The organism is Streptomyces sp. NPDC005866, assembly GCF_040629895.1.
GTDB lineage: Bacteria > Actinomycetota > Actinomycetes > Streptomycetales > Streptomycetaceae > Streptomyces.
In genome coordinates, this window is record NZ_JBEXWP010000022.1 from 103,030 (window position 1) to 129,283 (window position 26,254).

Genomic DNA, 26,254 nt, shown 5'->3' on the forward strand with positions numbered 1-26,254 from the left:
GTGGGACGATTTGCTGTGGTTTCGCGGCTGCTCCGCAGTGGGTTCAGCTGGTTTCGAGCCCGGTCCGATGGGGAGGGAGCAGGCGTGCCCAAGGTGTCCTCGGTGGTCGTCCCCTACGCGACGTACCTGCGTGTGTACGAACCGCTGGCCGCCTTCCCGGAGCCCGAGCGCGGTTACTGGACGCGCTACGCCCGGCGCCCGGACCGGCCCTCCTACCAGGACGAACTCCGCCGTGCGCTGGCCGACTTGCTGCCCACCCCGCCGATCCCGGTGCCGGTGCAGGAGAGCAGTGACGCCTTCGTCCTCGAGGTCGAGGGTGTCGTGTGCGTGTGCCCGTGGCGGACCCGGCTGCGTGGCTGGCAGGCCCTGCAGGAGCTGCCCGACGAGCTGCCGAGCACGGTCCTGGACGCGATGCTGCCCCCGGTCGTTCGCCGGCAGGCCACGGTGGACTACGAGCGCTGGCTGGTCCGCAACCCCGACTCCCGGCCCTGGATCCGTACGGCGACCTGGCAGGTACCGCTCAACTGGTTCGTGCTGGTCTCCGACGAGGAGCGCCGGTACGACAAGGGCACCGGCGAGATCCCGCCGATGCTGCGCTACCGCACACCGATGGTGCAGGCCCGGCGCCGGGTGGCCCGGGCGCTGCGCACGCTCAAGGACGCCATCGACGAAGGGCCGCTGATCGACGGCCTGGTGGACGTGGGCCGCTGGCTGGAGGAGTTCCACCCCCGCGCGCTGGTCGAGCTGGACTACGGCGGCCTGGTGCACGCCCTTCCGGCCGGCGACCTGGAGGGCGACCATTCCGCGGCCGACGTGGCGGCGGGTATCGAGGCGCTGCGGCTGGGTGACGGGGCCACGGCCGGGGAGGCGTACGGGCGGCTGGTGGAGCGGTGGCGGGCGGTGCGGAACCGGCGCTCGGCGAACTGAGCACCGGTCTGCGAACCGTCCGCGTATCGGTCTGAGCCTGGTCTGAACCAGTCTGTGCCTGGTCTGAGTGCCGGTGCCGACTGCTCCGTACTGAGTGTCGGGTTGTGTGATGGTGTGACAGCCGGATGACACCTGGGTGACGTGTGAGTGATGAGTGATGTACATCACGGCCCAGATGGCGCGAAACAACGTACGTTGACGGCACTTCAGTGAACGCACGGGACGTTGGTCCTGATCCGGGCTTTTGCGTCAAGGGTGACGGACCGCACTTACACGGCTCTTGCGCCTCTTACCACTCCTCGTGCCAAAATAGGACAAGGAGTCCGGGGAGGGTTCCTTCCGTCCGACTGTGGTGCACTGTGGGCGGAATCTCAGCATTGCACGCGCTTTGGGGGGTCTGGTGACTCCTGATCGTCATGTGACTGATCGTCACAGTGGCGTGACTGTCCGCTATGGCATGGTCCATCGGCTTCCGCGGCTGATGACTACCTGGGAGGGCAATTCCATCGGTTTGGCCGACGCGGCTGGACAGATGGTGTAGTTGTAGTGCCGAGGACAAGCCGTTCGTCCTATAACCGACTCGACTCGCGTCCGCCATTTCGGGCAACGCGGGTCAAGGTGCAGAATTTAGAGGAAAGAACCGAGAAGGTTCGGTTCTCCCGAGGAGGCCGCTCATGACCGCTCGCACCCCTGATGCCGAGCCGCTGCTGACCCCGGCTGAGGTCGCCACCATGTTTCGTGTCGACCCCAAGACGGTGACGCGGTGGGCGAAGGCCGGCAAGCTCACGTCGATTCGCACGCTCGGCGGACACCGCCGTTACCGCGAGGCTGAGGTCCGCGCTCTGCTCGCGGGTATCCCGCAGCAGCGCAGCGAGGCCTGACCAACTGAATAGCGGGCAAACCGACCGGTCCCCCAACTGGCCGAGGCGCCCGAAACCCTAGCTCCGAGCGACGCGGGACCTGCCCCAACAGGGCCCACGCCCAGGCCGACAGAAACTTCTCAGGCAGCGACACAGGGTGCGTCGTAGATCGCGCTGGACTCCGCCGGGTCCAGCGCGATCTTTTTTGTGCGTCCATGAGGCTTGGTCGACCATGACCGACGGGTCTGTGAGCAGCCTTGTCGGAGTCTGAGGAAGGCTGTCGGATCCGCTGTGGACGCGCCCGGCGGGAGGGCGGGGGAGGGGTGTTGAGGTGGTGCAATTGCACATATTAAATTGACTTGGGGTAGGCAGGGTGTAAGTACCGCCGTATCAGGAACTTATGCGGTGACTCCCGTCACATACCGCACGGGTTGTTTGTACTGCCCCACGTGCGCTAATGGAGCCGTACGCTCCACCGCCCCCCTGGGGAACGGCTGTTGAGCCGGCGTTGTCACACGGCGACGGGACCCTCGTCCTCTGCGGCGTCCTCGGGGGCCTCCGCGGGGTGCGGGGCGGAGTCCATGGCCAGCCGCAGCAGCTGATGGCAGACCGGGCAGTGACGGGTCCGGTGCCGGTACGACGAGGCGGCCGCCAGATGGGCCCGCAACAGGGCTCGCGTCTCATGCCGCACCGAAGCCGCCATACGCCACCTCCAGAAGGGGGCCGAGGGAAGCGAGCCCTGTCTTCTGGGTAGCGAGGGAATGTGACGCCGTCAAGAGCTCACCCCCGCTGCCCGGGAGAAGCGACGGAAAAGGCCCGCTTCCCTTGCCGGGATGCGGGCCTCTTCACTGTGCGGTCCTGACGGGATTTGAACCCGCGGCCTCCACCTTGACAGGGTGGCGAGCACTCCAAACTGCTCCACAGGACCAGGTTTTGCGGCACTTTGTCTGCGCTGTGCTGCGAGAAGGACTGTACAGGAGGGTGAGGGTCCCGGTCGAACTCACTTAGCGTGCCCGGTCTGTTACGGAGCCGCGGTGTCGATCGCCTTCACGATCCGCTTGTCGGAGATCGGATACGCCGTGCCCAGCGCGTGCGCGAAGTAGCTCACCCGCAGCTCCTCCAGCATCCAGCGGATGTCCAGGACCTGCTGCGGAACCGGCCGGCCCTGGGGGAGCTGCTCCAGGAGCCAGGCGTACTCGTCCTGCATCTCGTGGACCTTCTCCATGCGGGTGGTGTCCCGCTGGACGTTCGTCGGCATCTGCTGCAGCCGCCGGTCGGCGGCCACCAGATACCGCATCAGGTCGGGCAGGCGACGTATACCGGCCCAGGTAACGAAACCGGGCTTCACCAGGGCGTCCAGCTGCTTGCGGACGTCCGTCAGGTTTGCCAGCAGCGCGGGGCTCCGTACGGCCTTCAGACGGCGCTCACAGGCCTGCCAGGCGGCAAGCACCTGCTGCACCTGCGCGACCGTACGGACCGTGGTGTCGACGATCTCGGCGCGCACCTTGTCGTACAGCTTCCGGTACGACTCCTCGTCCCACGCAGGGCCCCCGAAGTCGCCGATCAGCCTGTCCGCCGCCGCCATCGCACAGTCGTCGAACAGGGCCTGGATGGAGCCGTGCGGGTTGGCGGACAGGGCCAGCTTCTGGGCGTTGGTGAGCTTCTCCGAGGCGAACTTCGCGGGATTGACGGGGATGTTGCGGAGGATGAGCCTCCGTGTGCCCTTCCACATCGCCTCGGCCTGCTCCTCCTCGGTGTCGAAGAGGCGGACCGAGACCGTGTCGCCGTCGTCGACCAGGGCCGGGTAAGCCTTGACCGGCTGGCCCGCCCGGCGGGTCTCGAAGACGCGCGTGAGCGCGCCGATCGTCCAGTCCGTGAGGCCCTCGCGCTCCAGGGATTCGCCGCCCTCGCGCTCCGCGGTGGCCGCGGCGGCCTGCGAGATGGCTTGACGCGCCTTCGGCTTGAGCCGGAGCTTCAGCGACTCCAGGTCCTTGTCCTCGGCCAGCTTCCGGCGCCGCTCGTCGACGATCCGGAAGGTGATCTTCAGGTGGTCCGGCACCTTCGCCCAGTCGAAGTCCTCGGCCTCGAAGGGCACACCGACCATGCGCTTGAGCTCGCGGGCCATGGTCGTGGTCAGGGGCTCCTGCAGAGGGACCGCCGAGTCCAGGAAGCGCTTGGCGAAGTTCGGTGCGGGCACGTAGTTGCGGCGGATGGGCTTGGGGAGGGACCGGATCAGCTCCGTGACCACCTCTTCCCTGAGGCCCGGGATCTGCCAGTCGAAGCCCTCGTCCTTGACCTGGTTGAGGACCTGGAGCGGGACGTGGACGGTCACACCGTCGGCGTCCGCTCCCGGCTCGAACTGGTACGTCACCCGGAACTTCAGCTGCCCCTGCCGCCAGGAGTCCGGATAGTCGGCCTTGGTGACCGCCTCTGCCGACTCCCGGATGAGCATCTCGCGCTCGAAGTCGAGGAACTCCGGCTGCTCCTGCCGCTTCCGCTTCCACCAGGAGTCGAAGTGGGCGCCGGAGACGACGTCTTCGGGCACCCGCTGGTCGTAGAAGTCGAAGAGCGTGTCGTCGTCGACGACGATGTCCCGGCGCCGGGCCCGGTGCTCCAGCTCCTCGACCTCGCTGAGGAGTCTGCGGTTGTCGGCGAAGAACTTGTGGTGGGTCCGCCAGTCGCCCTCGACCAGTGCGTTGCGAATGAAAAGCTCGCGGCTGGTGTGCGGGTCGATCCGGCCGTAGTTGACCTTCCGCTGGGCGACGATCGGCACGCCGTACAGCGTGACCTTCTCGTACGCCATGACGGCCGCCTGGTCCTTCTCCCAGTGCGGTTCGCTGTACGTCCGCTTGAGGAGGTGTTCGGCGAGGGGTTCCACCCACTCCGGCTCGATCTTCGCGTTGACCCGGGCCCAGAGGCGGGAGGTCTCGACGAGTTCGGCGGACATGACGAAGCGGGGCGTCTTCTTGAACAGCGCCGAGCCGGGGAAGATGGCGAACTTGGCGTTGCGGGCGCCGAGATACTCGTTCTTCGCTGTGTTCTTCCCGCCGTCCCCCCCGGCGTTCTGCACGTCCTTCATGCCGATGTGCGAGAGCAGGCCGGCGAGGAGCGAGACATGCACGCGGTCGCCGGGGGCGTCCTCCTCGTTGAGGTGGATGCCCATCTGCTTGGCGACCGTGCGCAGCTGGGTGTAGATGTCCTGCCACTCCCGGATGCGCAGGAAGTTCAGGAACTCCTGCTTGCACATGCGCCGGAAGGAGCTGGAGCCGCGCTCCTTCTGCTGCTCCCTGATGTACGTCCACAGGTTGAGGAACGCCAGGAAGTCGCTGGTCTCGTCCCGGAAGCGGGCGTGCTGCTGGTCGGCCTGGGTCTGCTTGTCGGCCGGGCGCTCGCGCGGGTCCTGGATGGAGAGCGCGGCGGCGATGACCATGACCTCGCGGACGCAGCCGTTCTTGTCGGCCTCCAGGACCATCCGCGCGAGGCGAGGGTCGACGGGCAGCTGGGCGAGCTTGCGGCCGGTGTCGGTGAGCCGTTTGCGGGCGTCCTTCTCGGCCGGGTCGATCGCGCCCAGCTCGTGGAGCAGCTGCACACCGTCGCGGATGTTGCGGTGGTCCGGCGGATCGATGAAGGGGAACTTCTCGATGTCGCCGAGGCCGGCCGCGGTCATCTGCAGGATGACGGAGGCGAGGTTGGTCCGGAGGATCTCGGCGTCGGTGAACTCCGGACGGGCGAGGAAGTCCTCCTCGTCGTACAGCCGGATGCAGACACCGTCGCTCGTGCGGCCGCAGCGGCCCTTGCGCTGATTGGCGCTGGCCTGGCTGATCGGCTCGATGGGCAGTCGCTGCACCTTGGTGCGATGGCTGTAGCGGCTGATCCGGGCGAAGCCGGGGTCGATGACGTACTTGATCCCGGGAACGGTGAGCGAGGTCTCGGCGACGTTGGTCGCCAGGACGATCCTGCGACCGCTGTGCGGCTGGAAGACGCGATGCTGCTCGGCGTGCGAGAGCCGGGCGTACAGCGGCAGCACTTCTGTGGACCGGTACTTCTTCTTCTCCAGCGCGTCCGCCGTGTCCCGGATCTCCCGCTCACCGGAGAGGAAGACGAGGACGTCCCCCGGCCCCTCGGCCTGGAGCTCCTCCACGGCGTCGCAGATGGCGGTGATCTGGTCGCGGTCGGAGTCGTCCGAGTCCTCTTCGAGGAGCGGCCGGTAGCGCACCTCCACCGGATACGTCCGCCCGCTGACCTCGACGATCGGGGCGTCGCCGAAGTGCCGGGAGAACCGCTGGGGGTCGATGGTCGCGGAGGTGATGACGACCTTCAGATCCGGCCGCTTGGGCAGCAGCTGGGCCAGATAGCCGAGCAGGAAGTCGATGTTGAGGGACCGCTCGTGGGCCTCGTCGATGATGATCGTGTCGTAGGCGCGCAGCTCGCGGTCGGTCTGGATCTCGGCGAGCAGGATGCCGTCCGTCATCAGCTTGACGAACGTGGCGTCCGGGTTCACCTGGTCGGTGAAGCGGACCTTCCAGCCGACGGCCTCCCCCAGGGGGGTGCGCAGCTCGTCGGCGACCCGCTCGGCGACGGTGCGGGCGGCGATCCGGCGGGGCTGGGTGTGCCCGATCATTCCCCGGACACCCCGTCCGAGCTCCAGACAGATCTTGGGGATCTGTGTGGTCTTCCCGGACCCGGTCTCACCGGCCACGATCACGACCTGGTGATCGCGTATCGCCTCGGCGATGTCGTCTTTCTTCTGACTGACGGGCAACTGCTCGGGGTACGACACGGCGGGCACGACGGAGCGTCGGCCGGCCATTCGTTCCTCGGCCCTGGCCACCTCGGCCTCGATCTCCGCGAGGACGGCGGCCCGGGCCTCCGGCTTACGGATCTTGCGTGCGCCTTCAAGCCTGCGCCCGAGCCGGTGCGCGTCGCGCAGCGAGAGCTCGGTCAGGCGGGGGGCGAGAGCGCCGAGGGCGGGGGCGGGATGCGTAGACATACGCGGTCCAGGATCTCACCTCGGGGAAATTCGTGGCGAACGCTTTTGCCTCCGGCGGTTCGGCCGGGGTTGGCCTACTGGCTCCGCTGGGCGGGCGGGGTGGCGGTGGAGGAGGTCTGCGGGGTGGGGGCGGGGGCCGGGGCCGCCGCCGGAGCTGCGGCTGGGGCTGGGGCCGAAGCGGCGGCCATGGACTTCGCCGTATTGGACACGGCCTTGATCCCCAGGTAGGCGGTGGTCATGCTGCTCACCGCCGTGAAGGCGGCGGTGAGCACGCCGATGATCACCGACCGGTCGCCGTCGAGCCGCCAGACGCCGAAGATCGCGACCCCGGCGATGGCGAGATTGCTGATGACGACGGCGAGCAGGCCGTATCTCGCACGGGCCTTCTCCAGATGTACATCCTGATCGCGGCTCATCTTCCCCACCCTGATGACGTGTCGGGCCGCCAGAACCTAGCGCCGAGCAGCCCCGGCGCCAAGGAGATTCAGATCAGCCCGCCGGGAAGGCGTCGTAATCGGCCAGTAGGTCGGTATAGACGTCCACCGGGCCGGTGCGCACAAGAACAGCCCCTCCGGAATTCCGGAGGGGCTGTGTGTTGTGGCTGGGGCCGGGGTCGAACCGGCGACCTATCGCTTTTCAGGCGATCGCTCGTACCAACTGAGCTACCCAGCCACGAGGTTTCACGTGAAACCTCAGCGGTCCTGACGGGATTTGAACCCGCGGCCTCCACCTTGACAGGGTGGCGAGCACTCCAAACTGCTCCACAGGACCAAGCTTTGTGTGCACCAGTGTCGCACACGATCTTGCGTGCCCCCAACGGGATTCGAACCCGTGCTACCGCCTTGAAAGGGCGGCGTCCTAGGCCGCTAGACGATGAGGGCTATCGGCCCGCCTGGGCGCTTCTCAGCGCGTCGGGGACGTGAGAAGCATATGGGATGGCGGGGAGTATCGCCAAAACCGTTTAAGACCCCGAGGGCGACGTCTCTGGGAGGTGGCGGCTGACCTCGGCCGTCGTCTCGCCCAGACCGCCCAGTTTGATCTCGTCCCAGGCCTGCAGCCGACGGCTGTCACGGCCGAAGTAGAGGATCGAGGCCTCGATGGGGTCCGGGTACTTGCCCTCGACCGCGCGCAGGCCGCTGCCGCCCGTGGAACCCTCCACCCGAAGGCGGGTGCCGTGCGGCAGGAGCTCGGTCTCCACGTGGTGGAGGTGGCCCGCCAGGACCAGGGGCACCTCGCCGTCCGTCATCCGGGCGGCCGTCGGTTCGTGGGCGATGGCGACATCCACCGGGGTGCCGGCTGCCCGCTGCTGCCGCAGAGCCGTGGCCAGACGGTCCCCGGCCTGTTCCTCGGCCGCGTCCCCGCCCGGCAGGGCCGAGCGGTCGGGCGTGAACTGGGGATCGCCGATCCCGGCGAAGCGCAGCCCCGCGATCGTCTCGGCGCGGCCGTCGTCCAGGACGTGCAGGTTCTTCATACGGGACAGATAGCGCTGGGTGACGTCGGAGTCGTGGTTGCCCCGGACCCAGACGTACGGCACGCCCAGGTCGGCGATCGGGTCCAGGAACCCGTTCTCGGCCGCAATGCCGTGGTCCATGGTGTCGCCGGAGTCGACGATCACGTTCACCTTGTACTGCTCCACCAGCGAGGCGATGATCTTCCAGCTCGCCGGGTTGAGGTGGATGTCGGAGACGTGCAGGACGCGCAGGGTGGTCGGGTCCGGCGCGTAGGCGGGGAGCGTGGACGTGACGTCGTACAGCTTCGTCACATTGGTCACCAGGCGTGCCAACTCCTGCTGGTAGACATCGAATTCGGTGACGATGCTGCGCGCGTTGCCGACCAGGGCGGGGGCGGAGGAGAGCAGGCCGGAGAACCTCGGCTCCAGGACCGACTTGGGGTTCCAGGTGGCGTACGCGGTCACGCCGGACGTGGCGAGCAGGGCGAGGGCGAGGCCGCCTGCGGTCAGGGCGCGGCGCGGGCGGCGGTAGACGGCGAGGCCGAGGGCGGTGGCGCCGCAGACGACGGCCACGCAGGAGCGGACGGCCACGTCCAGGGTGCCGTGCTCGACGTCCTTGGCGACCTCGTCCTGGAGGCCGGAGAGGCGTTCCGGGTGGTCGACGAGCGCCTGGGAGCGGACCGGGTCGAGCTGGTCGACGTTGACGTCCAGGCGGACCGGCGCGCTGTGGGTGTCCAGGTAGAGGGCGCCCAGTGGGGAGACGTTGATCTTCGTACCGCCGTGGAGGGACGGCCGCAGGGTCATCGTCGTGTCCATCGGGCCGACCTGGGCGCGGACGTTCCCGACGACCAGCAGACCCAGCCAGGCGCCGACGAGAACGACGGTCATCAGGCCGAGGACGCGGATCCAGACAGGTGGTTCGTGCGCATGGGGGGCGAGTTCCAGGTGGGGGAGACGGGCATGGGCTCGGGCTCGGACGCGGGCCATTGGTGCCGTATGCCCAGGGTTGCGGTCTCGTATGCGACGGTGCGCGTCCCGTTTGTCCGGGGCATCGCGACTCTCGTACGGGCGTTCCGTACCGGACAATGGGCCTGTGCTGGAGATGACGCGCGAGGAGTTCGAGGAACTGGTCGCCGAGGCGCTCGACCGGATCCCGCCGGAGCTGACCCGGCTGATGGACAACGTGGCGGTGTTCGTCGAGGACGAGCCCGACGATCCTTCCGACCCCGACCTGCTCGGGCTGTACGAGGGGACTCCGCTGACCGACCGCGGGGAGTGGTACGCGGGCGTGCTGCCGGACCGCATCACCATCTACCGCGGGCCGACGCTGCGGATGTGCGACTCGCGCGAGGACGTCGTCGCGGAGACCGAGGTGACCGTGGTCCACGAGATCGCCCATCACTTCGGCATCGACGACGCGCGGCTGCATGCGCTGGGGTACGGCTGACGGTGACCGCGGGTCTGGTGTGGGCCCCATGGCGCGGGTGACGCCTCGGTTGCGTGTCTTCTTGTGGGCGGCGGGAGTTGGGGAGGTTGACTCCTTTCTTCGCCCCCGGAGGTGGCCGCCGTGCGCTCCTTGTACGTACCCGTCCGTCTGGCCGTCACGGTGATGGCTGTCGCGGCCGCCGCCGGCTGTGTGAACGTCGGGGATGACGCGGGAAAGGCCAAGCCGTCGCACTCCGCAGGGCACCGGGACGGTGACGGGGCCGACGGGGGCTCCGGGGCGTCCGGCGAGGGCGGCGCGGGGTACGGCGGTGCGGTGGCCGACGGGAAGCGCGGGCACGGGGGGAAACCGAAGCCGGGGGAGTCCGCGTCGGAGGCCGCCAAGCCGACGAAGGGCGCGAGCGGGGTGCCGGCGGCGCCGGTGCAGCCGGGGAAGAGCGTGGCGCCGGGGGCGCCTGCCGGGCCGACGGGGCCGCCGGCGCCGCCCACTCCGCCGGCGGCCTCCCCCACGCCCCCTCCGGCTTCGCCGCCGCCGCCACCGGTCACGGACCCGCCGTCCGCCGAGCCGTCCTCGTCGGCGCACGAGGGCACGGGCACGCAGTTGGTGGAACGCGAACCGGCACCGGCGGCGGGGACGCCGGCGTAGGGGGCTGCGGGCGTGGCGGTGGCCGGCATCGCCAGGATGCGCCGCGGGGGGCTGGGCGCCGTTGCGGCGAAGAGAAGGTTCGGCCTGGCGGTGGCGTGATCGGTCTGCTGGTGGCCGTTGCCCGAAAGCCGTGTGAGCTGCGGCTTTGGGGGGCGGTTTGCCTTGAGGGGTGGTGGGTGCGTATGGTGGTAGATCGTTTGATCCCATTTGCCCGGCGCCACCGCAGAGCGCGCCGTGTGGCGCGTACTCTCCCTTGCCGTGGCGGACCGCATTGAGGCGGTCGTGAGCGAATCACGGAGTTGACGGGCGCGTGCCGAAGAGACTCCGGAAGGTTTCGCATTCGCATGTCCGTGTCCAGTACTGATCAGTTCGTCGTGTCCGAGAACAACGAGAACAACGAGGACCACGAGCTGGTGACCCAGGTCTCCGAAGAGACCGCTGACACCACCAACAGCACCGACACCACTGACACCCCCCAGATCACCTTCGCCGACCTCGGTCTCCCCGAGGGCATCGTGCGCAAGCTCGAGCAGAACGGTGTGACCACCCCCTTCCCGATCCAGGCCGCGACCATCCCGGACGCCCTGACCGGCAAGGACATCCTCGGCCGAGGCCGCACCGGCTCCGGCAAGACCCTCTCCTTCGGTCTGCCCACCCTGGCCACGCTGGCCGGCGGCCGCACCGAGAAGAAGCGGCCCCGCGCCGTCATCCTCACCCCGACCCGTGAGCTGGCGATGCAGGTCGCGGACGCCCTCCAGCCGTACGGCGACGTCCTCGGCCTGAAGATGAAGGTCGTCTGCGGCGGTACCTCCATGGGGAACCAGATCTACGCCCTGGAGCGCGGCGTCGACATCCTCGTCGCCACGCCCGGCCGCCTCCGCGACATCATCAACCGCGGCGCCTGCTCCCTCGAGGACGTGCAGATCGCCGTAATCGACGAGGCCGACCAGATGTCCGACCTGGGCTTCCTGCCCGAGGTCACCGAGCTGCTCGACCAGGTCCCGGCCGGCGGCCAGCGCATGCTGTTCTCGGCCACGATGGAGAACGAGATCTCCACGCTGGTCAAGCGCTACCTGAACAACCCCGTCATCCACGAGGTCGACAGCGCCCAGGGCAACGTCACGACGATGTCCCACCACATCCTCATCGTGAAGCCCAAGGACAAGGCGCCGGTCACCGCCGCGATCGCCTCCCGCAAGGGCCGCACGATCATCTTCGTCCGCACCCAGCTGGGCGCCGACCGCATCGCCGAGCAACTGCGCGACGCCGGTGTGAAGGCCGACGCGCTGCACGGCGGCATGACCCAGGGCGCCCGCACCCGGACGCTGGCCGACTTCAAGGACGGTTACGTCAACGCGCTCGTCGCCACCGACGTCGCCGCCCGCGGCATCCACGTCGACGGCATCGACCTCGTCCTGAACGTCGACCCGGCCGGTGACCACAAGGACTACCTGCACCGCGCGGGCCGTACCGCTCGTGCGGGCCGCACGGGAACCGTCGTCTCCCTCTCCCTGCCGCACCAGCGCCGCCAGATCTTCCGCCTGATGGAGGACGCGGGCGTCGACGCCGGCCGTCACATCATCAACTCCGGTACGGCCTTCGAGCCCGAGGTCGCCGAGATCACCGGCGCCCGTTCGATGACCGAGGTCCAGGCCGAGTCCGCGGGCAACGCGGCGCAGCAGGCCGAGCGTGAGGTCGCCCAGCTCACCAAGGAGCTGGAGCGGGCGCAGCGCCGGGCTGCCGAGCTGCGGGAGGAGGCCGACCGGCTGGTCGTCCGGGCCGCCCGCGAGCGCGGCGAGGACCCGGAGACTGCGGTCGCCGAGGCCGCCGCCGTGGCCGAGGCCGCCGTGTCGCTGCCGGAGCAGCAGGCCGCCGAGGCGCCGGTGCGCGAGCAGTCCTCCTCTTCCTATGATCGTCCGCGGCAGCAGCGCGACGAGCGGGGCAACTACGAGCGCCGTGACCGTCGTGACGACCGCCCCTCGGGTGGTTTCCGCCGCGACGACCGTCGTGACGGTGACCGTGGTGGCCGTTCCTTCGACCGTCGTGACGACCGCCCCTCGGGTGGTTTCCGCCGCGACGACCGTCGTGACGGTGACCGTGGTGGCCGTTCCTTCGACCGTCGTGACGATCGCCCCTCGGGTGGTTTCCGCCGCGACGACCGTCGTGACAATGACCGTGGCGGCTTCCGTCGTGACGACCGTCCGTCGGGCGGCTTCCGCCGGGACAACGACCGCCGCGACGACCGTCGTGACGGTGACCGTGGTGGCCGTTCCTTCGAGCGCCGCGACGACAACCAGGGCGGCGGCTTCCGTCGTGACGACCGTCCGGCCGGCCGCTCCTTCGAGCGCCGTGACGACCGCGGTGGCCACCGTGGCAGCGACCGCCCCTTCAACCGCGACCGCCGTGACGACCGCCCGGGCTTCCGCGCCGGCGGCCACGACCGCCCGTCGTACGGCCGTCGTGACGACCACCGCACCACCGGCACGGGTACCGGCACCGGCTCCTTCGGCCGCCGCGACGACAAGCCGCGCTGGAAGCGCAACGGCTGACACACCGTGACAGCCGGCACAGGCTGACCGAACGCCGTGGCCCCCACCGACACACCGGTGGGGGCCACGGCGTTCTCCGTGACGGGAAAGGCTTCCCCCTCAGCTGTCAATGAGCGGTAAAGTCGGCGTACTTGTGTGACGGGTGAGTAGGCCGGGGGGCCGCGGGCGCCGGAGTGAGCGGCGCCGAACCCGTCTCCGTTCCTGGGGAGGGACTCTTCGTGGTGCGTCATGCTCCTGCACGCCTGCGCCTCATCGCGGCGACCGCCGTACTCGCGGCAACCCTGAGCCCACTGCTGCCGGCCCAGGCGGCGACGGCCGACACCGCCCAGGAGACGGTCGTACCGGCGACGTACCGCAGCACATACGCCACGGCCTCGCTCTTCATGACCAACTCCACCGTCGGCGGTGACGGGGTCGGCCCGCAGGGCGTCTTCCACACGCTGGAGGGACACAAAGGCCTGCTGTGGACACGGTACTCGGACGACCGTTCCTTCGCGGTGCCCTCGATGACGGGCTCTGTGGGCGCCACCGGCACCGGTGGTGATGTCCTCGCCTATCACTACAGCGACGGCCACATCGACCTGTGGAACGCGGTCGACGGCACCACGAGGACGTACCGACCACCCGTGGGCCAGTCCACGGCCGCTGTCTTCGGCGGCACGGTCGCCACCCTCGAACAGGTCACCGCCGAGGACGGCACCGTCACCAAGGTCAGGCATCTGCTGACGCCCGAGGCCGACGGCACGACGACCGACGTGGTCGTGAACGGCGCGCCGGACGGCATGCTGCTCGCCAGCGGCCCGGTACGCGGGGACGCGAACGCCGTCTTCTACCGCGCCACGCTGAACGGTTCCGCCCGCCTGGTCCAGGTCGACCCGAAGACCGGCCAGGTCGTGAGCTGGACATCCCCCCTGCCCTCCGACGCCACGTCGGTCAAGCTCGGGCCCGACCGCGTAGTCGCCTTCACCGGCACCAACGCCACCACGGCGTATGTGTACTCCCGCGCCGATCTGACGGCCGATCCGGTCGCGGTCGCCCTGGACAACCCGACGGGCACCGCGGCGGCCACCGGCCTTGCGATCGTCGGTGACTGGCTCGTCCACCGGCCCGGCAACGGCGGTCTGGTGACAGCCGTACCGATCGCGGGCGGCGATCCGGTCACCCTGTTCTCCTCCTCGAACACCACGCTCGGGGTCGCCTCGGACGGCACCGCCGTCGTCATCGGCCGCACCGGCGCCGACGACTGGGGCATCCAGCACATCACCGCCGGCCCCGACGGCAAGCCGGTCGTTACCATGCTGAAGGCGCTACCGAAGCCGCCGTTCCCGATCCAGGGACTCGCGCTGGACCAGGGGCGCCTGGTGGAGGCCGACGCCAGTTGGGCCAACTACCGCGACACCTACGGTCGTACCGTCGCCACGAGCGGTACGCCCACCTTCGGCCCCCGCTCGAACCACGACGGCACCAGCCTGCTGCTGTTCTCCTGCCCGGCGACGGACGTCGGCTGCTCGCAGGTGTTCGGCGCGGCCGACGGGCGGGCCGTCTGGCTCAGCCGGGGCGGCACGGGCAGCGACCAGATCAGGTCCTACGGCCCGGGACAGCCCAACTTCTGGACCAAGATCGTGTCCCCGGGTGGACAGATCACCGACGTCTCCGGCGAGTACGTCCTCTACACCACCGCCACCCAGCAGTACGTCTACAAGATCGACGACGAAGCGGGACCCAAGGTCACCCGCACCCCCGGTGCCGCCGCGCTCTCCGGCGACCTGCTCTGGACGGCGACCGGCACGGCCCCCGGCCAGGTCAGCGCCTACAACCTGTCGGCCAAGCAGACCGTGGAGACGCTCACCCTCGACACCGCGGGCTGCACGCCGACCGAACTCCAGGCGGACGGCCGCTACCTGTACTGGAACTGCGACGGTACGACGGCCGGGGTGTACGACCGCACGACGAAGAAGTCCGTGTCCGTCCCGGCCGACGAGGCCAAACTCGGAGACGGGTATGTCGTCACGCACGACAAGGCGGCAGGGAAGCTGGTACTGACGGCCGTCGCCGACGGGACTCCCGTGAGCCGGGTCATCGGCGAACTGCCCGGCACCGGTGTCTCCCAGCGGGACGTGCGCTGGACGGTCGACGAGTCCGGGGCGAACGCGGCCTATGTCGACGACAAGGAGCAGATCCACCTCGTACCGTCCGGGGTGACCCAGCAACCCCTGCGGCTGCTGGCCCCCGCCGCGAACTCGGCCTGGGTCGACCCGACGCCGATCGACACGACGCCGGGCAACCTGACCACCCTGCTGCTGTCGAAGCCGGCGTCGGGGTGGCGGCTGACCGTGCGGGCCAGGACGACCGGCAAGGTCGTCGACACGGCGGACAGCACCGCCGAGTCACGTGGTGAGCTGTCGGTCGGCTGGTTCGGCATGGACCGTACGGCCCCCGGGGACGTGCCGCTGCCGAACGGGGCGTACGACTGGACGCTGTCCGTCACCCCCGCCGACGGGACCGGTGCCCCGCTCCAGATGACCGGTTCGGTGCGGATCGACAGCGGCAGCCCGGTACGGCGCGACCACGTCGGCTCGGACGGCATCGGCGACCTGCTCACCCTCGGCTCCTCGGGCACGCTGACCTTCCAGCAGGGGACGGGCAAGGGCACCTTTTCCGGGACGGCCGTGGGGAGGGGCTGGCCGGCCACGACGCTCGCCGTGCCGTTCGGCGACCTGAACAAGGACCTCTGCAACGACGTGCTGGTGCGCACCACCAGCGGTGCCCTGCGCGGCTACAAGCCCGGCTGTGGTGCGCCACTCACCCCGTCGACGCCGTACACATCCCTCGGGACGAGCGGCTGGAACCAGTACGACGTCCTCACCTCGCCCGGTGACCTGAACAAGGACGGTCGCGCCGACCTGATCACCCGCAACGCCGCCACGGGCGCGGTATACCTCTACAAGTCCACCAGCACCGGCAGGTTCGCCGCCCGGGTGAAGCTGTACGACAACTGGAAGACGTACAAGAAGGTCGTCGGCGCCGGGGATCTGAACGGGGACGGGGTCGCGGACCTGGTCGCGCAGGACAGGGCGAACAATCTGTACCGGTACTACGGCACGGGCAGGGGCGGCTTCGGAAGCCGGGTGAAGATCGCCTCTCCGTGGGGTGTGTCGTACAACGCCGTCGTCGGCGTCGGCGACATCACCGGGGACGGGAACAGTGACCTGGTCGCGCGGGACACGACGGGGGCCCTGTACCGGATGAGCGGGACCGGCAAGGGGACGTTCGCCGCGCGGGTGAGGATCGGGACGGGCTGGCAGGGCTACAAGGGTCTGTTCTGACCGGGCGGTAGGTCTGTTTCGGGCCCGTTCCAGGGTCTTTTCAGCCATGCTGTGACGCATGTCACGCCCCTGGTGTGGGAATTGCTGGGGGCATGACAGATGACGCGATAGCGGATGGGCCGTCGGACGAAGAACGGCTGGCCCAGCTCGGCTACACCCAGGTCCTCGCCCGCCGTATGTCGGCCTTCTCGAACTACGCGGTCTCTTTTACGATCATCTCGGTCCTCTCCGGCTGCCTCACCCTCTATCTCTTCGGCATGATCACCGGCGGCCCCGCGGTGATCACCTGGGGCTGGGTGGCCGTCGGCCTGATGACCCTCTTCGTGGGCCTCTCCATGGCCGAGATCTGCTCCGCCTATCCCACCTCGGCGGGCCTCTACTTCTGGGCCCACCGTCTGGCCCCACCCCGTAGCGCGGCCGCCTGGGCGTGGTTCACCGGCTGGTTCAACGTGCTCGGCCAGGTGGCGGTGACCGCGGGCATCGACTTCGGCGCGGCGTCCTTCCTGGGCGCGTACCTGAACCTGCAGTTCGACTTCAAGGTGACCCCGGGCCGGACCATCCTCCTCTTCGCGGCGATCCTGCTCCTGCACGGCCTGCTGAACACCTTCGGCGTCCGCATCGTCGCTCTGCTCAACAGCGTGAGCGTGTGGTGGCACGTCCTGGGCGTCGCGGTCATCGTCGGCGCGCTGACCTTCGTACCCGACCACCACCAGTCGGCGTCCTTCGTCTTCACCAGGTTCGTGAACGAGACGGGCTGGAGCAGCGGCCCGTACGTGGTCCTCCTGGGTCTCCTGATGGCCCAGTACACGTTCACGGGCTACGACGCCTCGGCGCACATGACCGAGGAGACCCATGACGCGTCGACGGCGGGCCCGAGAGGCATCGTCCGCTCGATCTGGACATCGTGGATAGCCGGCTTCGTGCTGCTCCTCGGCTTCACCTTCGCGATCCAGTCGTACGACAAGGAGCTGGCGTCCCCGACGGGCGCGCCCCCGGCCCAGATCCTCCTGGACGCGCTGGGCGCGACGACGGGCAAGTTGCTGCTCCTCGTCGTCATCGGCGCCCAGCTGTTCTGCGGAATGGCGTCGGTCACGGCCAACAGCCGCATGATCTACGCGTTCTCCCGCGACGGCGCCCTCCCCTTCTCCCGCGTCTGGCACACGGTCAGCCCGCGCACCCGCACCCCGGTGGCCGCGGTGTGGCTGGCGGCCCTTTCCGCGCTCGCCCTGGGCCTCCCGTACCTCATCAACTACACGGCCTACGCCGCCGTGACGTCGATCGCGGTGATCGGGCTGTACGTGGCGTACGTGATCCCGACACTGCTGCGGATCAGGAAGGGCAACGCGTTCGAACGCGGGCCGTGGCATCTGGGCCGCTGGTCGCGGGTGATCGGCGTGATCGCGGTGGCCTGGGTCGGCGTCATCACCGTCCTCTTCATGCTCCCGCAGGTCTCCCCGGTCACCTGGAAGTCCTTCAACTACGCCCCGGTGGCCGTCCTGGCGGTCCTCGGCTTCGCCGCGGTCTGGTGGCAGGCCTCGGCCCGTCACTGGTTCCTCCACCCGGACGGAGCGCGCCGCGAGAACACCGCCAAACTGGTCGATCTCTGACGCTCCGGACCACTTCTGCCCCACTTCTGCCACCCGACGCGGCGGCGACCCCGATACCCGATCGGCGACACGGCTCCGTCCGGCTATGCTCGGGGAGGCAACATCGCCTGGGCCGTTAGCTCAATTGGCAGAGCAGTGGACTTTTAATCCATTGGTTGTGGGTTCGAGTCCCACACGGCCTACCGAACGGATCGGCGGGGAAACCCCTGTTGACCAGCGGCGGGGCGCTCTGGCTGATCTTGTTCAGCCGGGGCGCTTTCGTCGTTCGGAGGTCGGGTGAGCACGAAGTGAGCCCGCCGGTTTCACCGACTGCCTGTCGGCGGGCCCTCGGAACGATCGCCGCGGCCCTCTCCGACGCCACGCGGTCGACCTCCGGGAGCAGGATCGTGTACGTATCGGACGTCAGCACGATCGTGCCGTGGGTGTCCTTCCTTGCCTCGCCCCACTGGAGCCGCTCCCGGTTCGGAGGAAGTCGCCGGTGCGCAGGCACAGGCCATCTTGGCGGCGCTCGATGAACGGGGCGTGGTGCTTGAACCGGCCGCCGTCGTAGAGGCGGCAGATGCCCCACCAGACGGGTGTGTCGAGGATGAGCTGGTGGACGCCGATGTCGACGAGCTTGCCGACGCCGAGGTGGACATCGGGGTTCTCGATGGAGCCCATGACGTACATGACGGCGTTGCCGAGGATCCGTTCGGCGCGGTGGGGTCGACGTAGGCCGGCGTGGGGTCCGGTGCCGCGACGGCCGACGCCGTCTCTTCGCTCGCCGACGTGGTGGCCGCGGCCGGCTGGGCGGAGGGTCGCCGTCAGTGGTGGTGCTCGCCGTGCTCGCTCCCTGCTGGATGCCCGTGTTGCGTGTGGTGGCCGTGATCGTGACTGGTGTCCGGTGACCCGCCCATCATGCGAAGCATCGACAGTCCGCCGGTACGGAAGAACCGCACAAGGAGGACGGCGGCGAGGAGGAGGAAGGCGATGTTGAGCCAGGTGGTGTAGTTCCAGGTGACGCCTTCCATGGGGATCTTCGCGTGGCTGCGGTCGGGGACGAGGCCGAGGCCGCCGAAGGCGAATTCGACGACGTATCCGGCGATGACCATCGCGAGGTAGAAGGTGCCCAGCAGGAAGAGTGCCATCCTGGCGCCGTAGTACTTCCGGTAGATGTTCAGGATCGGCAGGATCAGCAGGTCGGCGAAGATGAACGCCACCACGCCGCCGAAGCTGATGCCGCCCTTCCACAGCACCACCGCCAGCGGCACGTTGCCGATGGAGCACACGAAGGACAACATCGCCACCACCGGGCCGATGACAGGGCCCCACAGCCTGGCCGCGAGCGGGTGGCCGTCGAAGAAGAAGACACGCCAGAACGAGTCCGGGACCCAGGCGGCGATGGCACCGGCGATGAACAGGCCGACGACCAGGTCGCGCAGGATCGCCGCCCATTCCATGACGAAGACATGCGCCGTGGCGGTGAATCCCTCGCGGGAGAGCAGCCGAGAAGTGAAGGAGCCTTCGCGCTGGACCGACATGTCCATCGCGGCGTGGCCCTCCATCGACCCGGCCAGCCCCCTCTCTGCCTGCTCGCGGGCCTGACGCAGCAGCTTGTCGCGCAGGAACAGGCGGAACAGCACGGCCAGCACGACGATCATGATCGGGCCGCCCACGAATTCGGCGGCGGTGAACTGCCAGCCCATCAACAGCGCCAGAATCACGCCCAGTTCGACGACGAGGTTGGTGGAGGCGATCTCGAAGGCCATCGCGGCGGTGAAGTTCGCGCCCTTGCGGAACAGCGAGCGCGCCAGCGCGACCGCGGCGTAGGAGCACGAGGAGGAGGCGGCCCCGAGGCCGGCGGCGATGGCGAGAGTGCGGGGCCGGTCGTCGCCGAGGAGGGAGACGATCGTGGACTTGCGGACCACGGCCTGGACGACGGCGGACAGGGCGAACCCCAGGATCAGGGCCCAGGTGATCTCCCATGTCATGGATCCGGTGATGGACAGTGCGTGCAGGACGGCGTGCATGTGTGAAGCCTTCCCTTCCCGGAGCGGCGTACGGGCCACGGACACGCGGCGCCGACGGCCCGGCTAGCCCGTAAGGCCGGAAGGGCGGGGTCGCCCGGGTGTGGTGATGCCCCCGCCGGGCGTCAGCCGACGCGCAGAGTCAGGGCGGCGGTGTGGAGCTTGCCAACGGTCTGGAACTGGAGGGTGCGGGGGACGTGGGCGATGGTGTGCGCGGCGGTCGTGGCGGCGGGCACGTGGGCGACCGAGCTGGCGCTCCTGGCGTTTGCCGCAAAAACGGGGCAGGTGCCGCTGGTGGCGGCGCAGGGAACACGAAGCGGCGCCGGCAGCCGGTGATGTTCCATCCCGGGCATGGGTGCGGGTGCGCCGGGGGATCGTTTCTGTTGTGAGCGGACCCTATCTTCCCTGGCTGGGCGTACCGCTGGAGCACGGCCCCTGGGTCGCGGCCCTCGCGGCGCTGGCTGTCACACCGGGTGGCCTGTGGGTGTTGGCGCTGGTGCTGGAGCGCCGTCTGATGGGCTTTCGCACCGGGTTCATGGCGGTGCTGTTCGGCGATCCGCTGCTGGCAGCGGCGGTCGCGCTGGGGGTGCGGCGGATGGGTGCGATGCCGCCGAGCGGGCCCGCCGGCCCGTGGTGGGGACTGGCGTCCGGTGGGGGCTGGCTGGTCTTCGGTCTGGTGCAGCGGTACCGGGAGCTGCGGTCGGGGTTCTTCACCCGTCAGCAGGCGCTCGCCCCCACCAAGATCTGGCATCAACTGGCGGTCTACCCGCTGCTCGGATACTGGCTGTGGACGGCTGGGGTCGGCGGCCTGCTGGCGCCCGGCACACGCCCCGTCGATGTCGGTGCACGCGCGGTGACGGTCGTGTGCGTCGGAGGCTGGGCGGTGATCAACGGCTACGACCGGCACCGCCCGAAGCTGGGCCATCCGCCGTACGACTGGCGACGGCTTCGCCCCCACCCACGGCCCTGGCCCACCTCGTCCCTCACCCTGCGCTCCTACCTCATCCACCGCGGCATCGACAACGGCATCGACGCCGAAGAGCGAGCCGGCCGCTGCTGACGGACACCGCTGCGGCGGGCGGGGAGTCAAGGGGCCGGCGTGTCCTGATCGTCCGGGGCGGGAGAGGGCCGGGTCGCGCCGGTCGCGCGACGGTGAAGCAGGTGGCGTGCGGCTACGACGGTGAGGGCGAGGCCCGCGGCGGCGAGCAGGTACAGCTCGTACCGCTGGATGGCCGGGTACAGGGTGCCGATGTGGTCTCCGGCGGCGTAGCCGAGGGTCACCCAGACACCCACCCACAACACCGCCCCCAGCGCGTTGAAGGCGAGGAACCGGCGCCAGGGCATCTCGCTCAGCCCTGCGATGATGCCGTTGGCCTGGCGCAGTCCCTCGATGAAACGGGCGACGGTGATGACCTTGCCGCCGTGCCGGGTGAAGAACGCCTCCGCCTTGGCGACACGTGCCGGGGTGAGCAGCACGTAGCGGCCGTAGCGCGTCACGAGGCGGTGGCCGCCGTACCGGCCGATGACGTAGCCGATGTTGTCGCCGCAGACGGCGGCGAGTACCGCGATCACGGCGACCGCGAGGACGTTCAGCCGACCTGCTCCGGCGTAGACGGCGGCGGCGATCAGCACCGTCTCCCCGGGGACCGGCACGCCGAAGTCCTCCAGGAAGAGCAGGCCGCCGACCGCCGCGTAACCCCAATGGTCAAGGAGTGGGGCGAGGGCGGCGAACACGCCGGGCAAGGGAGGTGCGGTCATCTGGGTCACCTCTGGAACCGAGGCTACCGGGCGGGGTGGAGGTGGTGCCGGGGAAGGCAACCGTCAGCCAAATCTAATACATGTTGTAGAAGTAAGGTCGGTGGGTCGGCGGCCTGGTTGGCCGGATCAGTCTGGCCGAGACGCTCGGCCGGGGTGGGTGGCCGGGGTGGCGGCGGCCAGGGCGTCGGAGTGGCCGCCGAGGTTGGCGGCGATGCCGTGCGTACCGAAGGCCGTGGTGAACCCGGCAGCCTACAGCGGCCCCATCCCGCGGGCGGGCGCCACTGGAAACGGGCGGCGTCCTCGGGACCCCGCCCGGCCGCGTAGAGGGTCACGACCTGGCCCTCGGCTGCTTCCGCCAGCTCCGGCGCGCGAGCGATGCCGTCCGCGAGGCCGGGAACGTCCCGTACGGCCCACACGCCCTGGCCCAGCGAGAGCGCACCGACCCGGCGCAGCTCCCGCCAGGCCGCGCCCCGTGCCGCGAGGGCTCCGCGGGGAGCTTGATCGCGAGGACGATCCAGCGGATCACCGTTTCCCTGTTCGACGGGGTCAGGCGTTGAGCACCCCGGTGGTCAGCAGACCGAGCAGCGCCACGCCGATGACGATGCGGTAGATCACGAAGGCGTTGAAGGAGTGCCGCGCCACGAACTTCAGCAGCCAGGCGATGGAGGCGTAGGCGACCACGAAGGAGACGGCCGTGCCCACGGCCAGCGGTACGGCACCGACCCCGGCACCCACGGCATCCTTCAGCTCGTACAGGCCGGCGCCGGTCAGGGCGGGGATGCCGAGGAAGAACGACAGGCGCGTGGCCGCCACCCGGTCCAGGTCCAGGATCAGCGCGGTGGACATCGTGGCGCCGGAGCGGGAGAAGCCCGGGAACAGCAGGGCGAGGATCTGTGAACTGCCCACCAGCATCGCGTCCTTGAGCGTGGTGTCGTCCTCGCCGCGCTTGTGCCGGCCCATCTGGTCGGCCACCCACATCACACCGGAGCCGACGATGAGCGATCCGGCCACCACCCACAGCGAGCCCAGCGGCCCCTCGACCAGCTTCTTGGCGGCCAGGCCGACCACCACGATCGGGATGGTGGCGTATACGACCCACCAGGCGAACTTGTAGTCGTGGTGGTACCGCTCCTCGCGGTTGACGATGCCGCGGCCCCAGGCGGAGACGATCCGCACGATGTCCTTGAAGAAGTAGCAGAGCACGGCGGCGATGGCGCCGACCTGGATGACGGCGGTGAAGCCGACCACGGAGGTGTCGTTGACCGGGATGCCCATCAGCCCCTCGGTGATCTTCAGATGCCCGGTGGAGGACACGGGCAGGAACTCGGTCACCCCCTCGACAATTCCGAGGACGACGGCCTGACCGAGGCTGATGGCGCTCATCGGGATCCTTTTCTGCGGTGGGTGGGATGAAAGGTGCCGGTGGCCGGCGGAACGCCGGCTCGGCCCATGCGCGGCGGCCGGGATCGTCGGCGGGAATCCATTCCTGCCTCTGCTGTCCTCGGGCCCGGGCGCATGGCAGACTCGGACGACGACAGCATTTACACGGTCGTAGAAGTTCTACACGACTGTAGAAGACGGGCGGGAGAACGACAAACCCATGGACGCCCACACACAGGGACGCGGCCCCAAGCGGGCCAACGGCGTGCGTGAAGCCGAGATTCTCGGTCTGCTGCAGCGGGCCGACGGCGCGCTGACCCCCGGGGAGGTCGCCGAGCGGCTCGGCGACGACCTGTCGTACAGCAGCGTGGTGACGATCCTCACCCGCATGCACACCAAGGGGCTGCTCACCCGCACCCCCCGCGGCCGGGCCTACGCCTACGCCCCCGTCACCGACGAGGCCGGCTTCGCCGCCCGGCGTATGCGCACCGTCCTGGAGGAGCGGCCCGATCGCGAGGCCGTCCTCGCCCGCTTCGCCGACGGCCTGTCCGACGCGGACGCCGAGCTGCTGCGCCAACTGCTGGACCCCGACCCACACCCCGGCCAGTAGGAAAGGGGCCGCTCGGATGCACGTCGCCGTCTACCTGCCGCTGCTGCTCTCGCTCATCGCCCCGCTCGGCGCCCGCCCGCTGGCCGAACGCTGCGAACCCCGCCTCGCCACCTGGCTGCTCACCGCCTCGGCCCTGGTCCTGGGCACGGCGAGCACGATCTCCCTTGGCCTGCTGGCCGCGGCGGGTCTGATCCGCATCCCCCAACTCGCCAGCCTGGGCCACTGGTCGGCACACACCGCGCAGCACGACGACCCCGCGGCGCTGTCCGTTTCGCTGGTGGCCGGACTGCTGCTCGGCGGCGCCGTGCTCATGGCCGCCCGGATGCTGTGGCGACGCGCCCGCTCACTGGCCGCCGCCGCATGGGAGGCCGCCTGCATGCCCGCGCGCGACGGCCTGGTCGTCGTCGACGACGACGCCCCGGACGCCTACGCCATCCCCGGACTGCCCGGCCGGGTCGTCGTCTCCACCGGCATGCTGCACACGCTGGACGAGACCGAGCACGACGTCCTGCTCGCCCACGAGCGTGCCCACCTGACCGCCCACCACTACGCCTTCGTCGCCCTCGCCCAGCTCGGCGCAGCCGCCAACCCCCTGCTGCGCCCCCTCGCCACCGCCGTCACCTACACCATCGAACGCTGGGCCGACGAGAACGCGGCCGCCTCGACCGGTGACCGCAAGAGGGTCGCCCGCACCGTCGGCAAGGCCGCCCTCGCCGCCCACCGCACCCCGGTCTTCGCCCGCACCGCGGGTGCCGCCCTCGGCATCCTGGGCCGGCGTGGTCGATCCGGCGCCGGCCCGGTCCCCCGCCGCGTGGCCGCGCTCCTCGCGCCGCCGCTGGGACGTCACCCGGCCCTCACCGCGGCAACCGCGGCCGTTCTGACCGCCGCGACACTCGCCACCGCCGAGGCCGCCCACGACCTCCACCGCCTGATGAAGACCGTCGGCGCCGGCTGAGCGCTCCGCTGGACGCGCCCCGCTCCGCCGTCGCTCGCCTGCGGCGCGATCGCGGCCGGTCGCACTCCCCAAGTTCTCGGCCGTGGCCGAGGCACCTGCCCGAGTGCCGGCGACCGAATCTGCACAGCGAATGCGCAACTGCGACGCCAATGGCTCTGTTGGGGCGGAGTTGCCGTGCACGGATCCGCTGCGTCAATACCTGTCAGCGTGCTGTGCCGCGCCTCGTGTGGAGAAGCTGCCCGCAATCGGTGTGCACAACGGCACGGATGAGTAGCCGGAGCGTTCAACTGCCCTGCGGCGGGCACCGATCGACTGGATGCCCGCAGCACTCCGTGATTTGATCCCTCGCGCCGCAGGCTTCGCGCGATGGCATCCGGAAACGGATGGCGTACGCCTGCGGTCGCGGTCCGTCGTTTGTCCCCAGCGGATCCGCTCCCCCGAAACATCCATGTGAAGGGCAGTCTCCTCATGAACTCCGCTCCCCAGGTTCAGACCCTTGAGATCTCCGACGCCGAGCTCGACACCGTCTCCGGCGGCCTGAGCCCGCAGGTCGGCATCGTCGCCGGTCCGACCGCGATCACCAGCTCGGACGTCCTGGCTCAGCTCGACGCGGTCACGGACGTCGCCATGGGCGCCCTCGGTCAGTACCACCAGGTCGGCGTCACCCTCTCCTTCTGATCGCCCGGCCGGCGGCCCTGCCGCCGGTCGACGACCACGACGACGAGCCCCCTACCGGCGGAGTGCCGCAGGTAGGGGGCTGGTTCGCAGGATGACAAGCGACCCGCCGATTCGCCGGGCCGGGCCGTCCTGGTGAGGCTGCGCTCCCAGCCGCACGAGCGTGAGATGCAGACGTCCCCCTCTCCGACGGGAAGGCAGGTCGTCGGCGCTGCTCGGCCCTGCCGCCTCCTGCGTGCTGATCCTCCCTCGCGCAGGACCATCCCCAGCAGGCCGGTGATCGAGACGTCTGGTGCGGGCATCCGATGCGCGGGCGGGAAGCGGGATTCGGCTGTCCCGGCCGGTACAGCTTCCGGCTCGGCACCTCGCGCCGCCTGTCACGGCCGGGAGTACGCTGACGTTACCGAGTGCTTTTCGGGCGTATGACCACGTCAGCGCCGTCCCCGTCGAGTGCCAGACGTGGGCAGTCGTCGGCCGCCCGGGACGGGAACGCACGATGGACGCCATCACAAGGCCCACCGACGGTACGTCCCCAGACGACGCACAGACCTGCTGGATGCCCTTGCCTCGGCTGCACCTCACACCGGATGTCAGCCACGGCCCGCTGGACGGTTCCTGGTGGCCGCGTTGTGCCCGCGCTGGCCGGCCCCTTGGAGCCGGGTGCCGGCACGGTCACCCGGGTCAGCGTGGGCACCGCGTCCCGGGCCGATGCCCCGCGGACGGTGACGGCGCCCGGCCACGTGGTCGAGGTGGCCCGGACCGCCCTTGCCGCCGAAGCGCATGCCATCACCCCGGACCGCGGAACCCCGGGACGCTGGGAACTGCTCGTCATCCCGCCCCACGTGCCGGTCGCGGCGGCCGCCCGGCTGCTGACCGCCGCCGGTCCCGAGAACCTGCTGCCGGCCCGGCGCATGCCGGCGCTCGCCGAGGACGGTGTCGAGGGAGAAGCTGCTTGGGAGGCAGAAGCCGGACACGGACTCCAGTGAGAGGACCGGCGACGTCGGGCCCGTGTGACCGGCCGGCCGGTCCGGTCGACAACGACCTCCCGGTGGAGCGATGACGCCGACAGTCC

The 26,254-nt window shown here is 69.8% G+C and carries 20 protein-coding genes, 5 tRNA genes and 1 pseudogene; 13 read left to right on the plus strand and 13 right to left on the minus strand.

All coding sequences use genetic code 11. From position 1 onward, the window contains the following. Window positions 1-84: 84 nt before the first annotated feature. A complete protein-coding gene (locus tag ABZ396_RS28920) occupies window positions 85-927 on the plus strand; it encodes a hypothetical protein (RefSeq protein ID WP_358917279.1) in 843 nt (280 codons plus the stop codon). 674 nt (window positions 928-1,601) lie between these two features. After that, complete coding sequence (bldC, locus tag ABZ396_RS28925) at window positions 1,602-1,808, plus strand: developmental transcriptional regulator BldC (RefSeq protein WP_003949541.1); 207 nt, start codon at window positions 1,602-1,604, stop codon at window positions 1,806-1,808. A 490-nt stretch (window positions 1,809-2,298) separates the two neighbouring features. On the opposite strand, the gene ABZ396_RS28930 is transcribed toward bldC, so the two are convergent. The 8 genes from ABZ396_RS28930 to ABZ396_RS28965 form a co-directional block, all read right to left on the minus strand. Beyond that, window positions 2,299-2,490 carry a DUF6274 family protein gene (locus ABZ396_RS28930; protein ID WP_358917277.1) on the minus strand — a complete coding sequence of 64 codons (192 nt, stop codon included), beginning with the start codon at window positions 2,488-2,490 and terminating at the stop codon, window positions 2,299-2,301. A 150-nt stretch (window positions 2,491-2,640) separates the two neighbouring features. Further along, window positions 2,641-2,715 (minus strand) — tRNA-Asp (locus tag ABZ396_RS28935). A gap of 93 nt (window positions 2,716-2,808) precedes the next feature. Beyond that, entirely contained in the window at window positions 2,809-6,777 is a 3,969-nt protein-coding gene (hrpA, locus tag ABZ396_RS28940) for an ATP-dependent RNA helicase HrpA (RefSeq protein WP_358917275.1), read from the minus strand. Between the two features lie 74 nt (window positions 6,778-6,851). Then, window positions 6,852-7,193: a hypothetical protein gene (locus tag ABZ396_RS28945; protein ID WP_358917274.1), complete on the minus strand. Its 342-nt coding sequence runs from the start codon at window positions 7,191-7,193 to the stop codon at window positions 6,852-6,854. A 182-nt stretch (window positions 7,194-7,375) separates the two neighbouring features. Next, window positions 7,376-7,449, minus strand: a tRNA-Phe gene (locus ABZ396_RS28950). A 24-nt stretch (window positions 7,450-7,473) separates the two neighbouring features. Next, a tRNA-Asp gene (locus tag ABZ396_RS28955) sits at window positions 7,474-7,548 on the minus strand. Between the two features lie 37 nt (window positions 7,549-7,585). Beyond that, window positions 7,586-7,658 (minus strand) — tRNA-Glu (locus ABZ396_RS28960). Window positions 7,659-7,738: 80 nt separating this feature from the next. After that, window positions 7,739-9,214, minus strand: a complete 1,476-nt coding sequence (locus tag ABZ396_RS28965) for a metallophosphoesterase (protein WP_358917272.1) — start codon at window positions 9,212-9,214, stop codon at window positions 7,739-7,741. 106 nt (window positions 9,215-9,320) lie between these two features. Between ABZ396_RS28965 and ABZ396_RS28970 the strand changes: the two genes are divergently transcribed. The 6 genes from ABZ396_RS28970 to ABZ396_RS28995 all read left to right on the plus strand — a co-directional run bounded on the left by ABZ396_RS28970 (window position 9,321) and on the right by ABZ396_RS28995 (window position 17,980). Next, window positions 9,321-9,674 (plus strand): metallopeptidase family protein, encoded by a 354-nt coding sequence (locus ABZ396_RS28970; RefSeq protein WP_358917270.1) that lies wholly within the window; start codon window positions 9,321-9,323, stop codon window positions 9,672-9,674. A 120-nt stretch (window positions 9,675-9,794) separates the two neighbouring features. After that, window positions 9,795-10,316: a hypothetical protein gene (locus ABZ396_RS28975; protein ID WP_358917268.1), complete on the plus strand. Its 522-nt coding sequence runs from the start codon at window positions 9,795-9,797 to the stop codon at window positions 10,314-10,316. A gap of 344 nt (window positions 10,317-10,660) precedes the next feature. Next, window positions 10,661-12,865: a DEAD/DEAH box helicase gene (locus ABZ396_RS28980; RefSeq protein ID WP_358917266.1), complete on the plus strand. Its 2,205-nt coding sequence runs from the start codon at window positions 10,661-10,663 to the stop codon at window positions 12,863-12,865. 221 nt (window positions 12,866-13,086) lie between these two features. Beyond that, on the plus strand, window positions 13,087-16,191 hold the full coding sequence (locus ABZ396_RS28985; protein WP_358917264.1) for a VCBS repeat-containing protein: 3,105 nt from the start codon (window positions 13,087-13,089) through the stop codon (window positions 16,189-16,191). A gap of 92 nt (window positions 16,192-16,283) precedes the next feature. Further along, entirely contained in the window at window positions 16,284-17,798 is a 1,515-nt protein-coding gene (locus ABZ396_RS28990) for an amino acid permease (protein WP_358917262.1), read from the plus strand. Between the two features lie 109 nt (window positions 17,799-17,907). Beyond that, window positions 17,908-17,980: transfer RNA gene (locus tag ABZ396_RS28995), tRNA-Lys, on the plus strand. Window positions 17,981-18,257: 277 nt separating this feature from the next. Here ABZ396_RS28995 and ABZ396_RS29000 read toward each other — a convergent pair. Next, window positions 18,258-18,494: pseudogene (locus tag ABZ396_RS29000) on the minus strand (hypothetical protein); the annotation flags it as partial. A 107-nt stretch (window positions 18,495-18,601) separates the two neighbouring features. Beyond that, entirely contained in the window at window positions 18,602-19,807 is a 1,206-nt protein-coding gene (locus ABZ396_RS29005; protein WP_358917260.1) for a permease, read from the minus strand. 382 nt (window positions 19,808-20,189) lie between these two features. Here ABZ396_RS29005 and ABZ396_RS29010 point away from each other — a divergent pair, with 382 nt between their 5' ends. Further along, on the plus strand, window positions 20,190-20,864 hold the full coding sequence (locus ABZ396_RS29010; RefSeq protein ID WP_358917258.1) for a hypothetical protein: 675 nt from the start codon (window positions 20,190-20,192) through the stop codon (window positions 20,862-20,864). Window positions 20,865-20,890: 26 nt separating this feature from the next. On the opposite strand, the gene ABZ396_RS29015 is transcribed toward ABZ396_RS29010, so the two are convergent. From ABZ396_RS29015 to ABZ396_RS29025, 3 genes are all read right to left on the minus strand, one after another. Beyond that, a complete protein-coding gene (locus ABZ396_RS29015) occupies window positions 20,891-21,562 on the minus strand; it encodes a DedA family protein (protein WP_358917256.1) in 672 nt (223 codons plus the stop codon). A gap of 23 nt (window positions 21,563-21,585) precedes the next feature. Then, a complete protein-coding gene (locus ABZ396_RS29020) occupies window positions 21,586-21,978 on the minus strand; it encodes a Chromate resistance protein ChrB (protein WP_358917254.1) in 393 nt (130 codons plus the stop codon). A gap of 130 nt (window positions 21,979-22,108) precedes the next feature. Next, the gene (locus ABZ396_RS29025) at window positions 22,109-22,945 is read right to left on the minus strand and encodes an undecaprenyl-diphosphate phosphatase (protein ID WP_358917253.1); all 837 of its coding nucleotides are present in this window, start codon (window positions 22,943-22,945) and stop codon (window positions 22,109-22,111) included. Window positions 22,946-23,162: 217 nt separating this feature from the next. Between ABZ396_RS29025 and ABZ396_RS29030 the strand changes: the two genes are divergently transcribed. From ABZ396_RS29030 to ABZ396_RS29045, 4 genes are all read left to right on the plus strand, one after another. Beyond that, window positions 23,163-23,552, plus strand: coding sequence for a BlaI/MecI/CopY family transcriptional regulator (locus ABZ396_RS29030; protein ID WP_358917251.1), 390 nt, complete (start codon window positions 23,163-23,165; stop codon window positions 23,550-23,552). A 16-nt stretch (window positions 23,553-23,568) separates the two neighbouring features. Beyond that, the gene (locus ABZ396_RS29035) at window positions 23,569-24,507 is read left to right on the plus strand and encodes a M56 family metallopeptidase (RefSeq protein WP_358917249.1); all 939 of its coding nucleotides are present in this window, start codon (window positions 23,569-23,571) and stop codon (window positions 24,505-24,507) included. Between the two features lie 468 nt (window positions 24,508-24,975). Continuing rightward, a complete protein-coding gene (locus ABZ396_RS29040; RefSeq protein ID WP_358917247.1) occupies window positions 24,976-25,185 on the plus strand; it encodes a hypothetical protein in 210 nt (69 codons plus the stop codon). 584 nt (window positions 25,186-25,769) lie between these two features. Beyond that, complete coding sequence (locus ABZ396_RS29045; protein ID WP_358917245.1) at window positions 25,770-26,168, plus strand: DUF5994 family protein; 399 nt, start codon at window positions 25,770-25,772, stop codon at window positions 26,166-26,168. Window positions 26,169-26,254: the final 86 nt, after the last annotated feature.

Coding starts and splice junctions, on each gene's coding strand:
- bldC (WP_003949541.1), top strand. CDS start 1,602: ATGACCGCTCGCACCCCTGATGCCGAGCCGCTGCTGACCCCGGCTGAG.
- ABZ396_RS28930 (WP_358917277.1), bottom strand. CDS start 2,490: ATGGCGGCTTCGGTGCGGCATGAGACGCGAGCCCTGTTGCGGGCCCAT.
- hrpA (WP_358917275.1), bottom strand. CDS start 6,777: ATGTCTACGCATCCCGCCCCCGCCCTCGGCGCTCTCGCCCCCCGCCTG.
- ABZ396_RS28945 (WP_358917274.1), bottom strand. CDS start 7,193: ATGAGCCGCGATCAGGATGTACATCTGGAGAAGGCCCGTGCGAGATAC.
- ABZ396_RS28965 (WP_358917272.1), bottom strand. CDS start 9,214: ATGGCCCGCGTCCGAGCCCGAGCCCATGCCCGTCTCCCCCACCTGGAA.
- ABZ396_RS28980 (WP_358917266.1), top strand. CDS start 10,661: ATGTCCGTGTCCAGTACTGATCAGTTCGTCGTGTCCGAGAACAACGAG.
- ABZ396_RS28990 (WP_358917262.1), top strand. CDS start 16,284: ATGACAGATGACGCGATAGCGGATGGGCCGTCGGACGAAGAACGGCTG.
- ABZ396_RS29005 (WP_358917260.1), bottom strand. CDS start 19,807: ATGCACGCCGTCCTGCACGCACTGTCCATCACCGGATCCATGACATGG.
- ABZ396_RS29015 (WP_358917256.1), bottom strand. CDS start 21,562: ATGACCGCACCTCCCTTGCCCGGCGTGTTCGCCGCCCTCGCCCCACTC.
- ABZ396_RS29025 (WP_358917253.1), bottom strand. CDS start 22,945: ATGAGCGCCATCAGCCTCGGTCAGGCCGTCGTCCTCGGAATTGTCGAG.
- ABZ396_RS29030 (WP_358917251.1), top strand. CDS start 23,163: ATGGACGCCCACACACAGGGACGCGGCCCCAAGCGGGCCAACGGCGTG.
- ABZ396_RS29035 (WP_358917249.1), top strand. CDS start 23,569: ATGCACGTCGCCGTCTACCTGCCGCTGCTGCTCTCGCTCATCGCCCCG.
- ABZ396_RS29040 (WP_358917247.1), top strand. CDS start 24,976: ATGAACTCCGCTCCCCAGGTTCAGACCCTTGAGATCTCCGACGCCGAG.
- ABZ396_RS29045 (WP_358917245.1), top strand. CDS start 25,770: ATGTCAGCCACGGCCCGCTGGACGGTTCCTGGTGGCCGCGTTGTGCCC.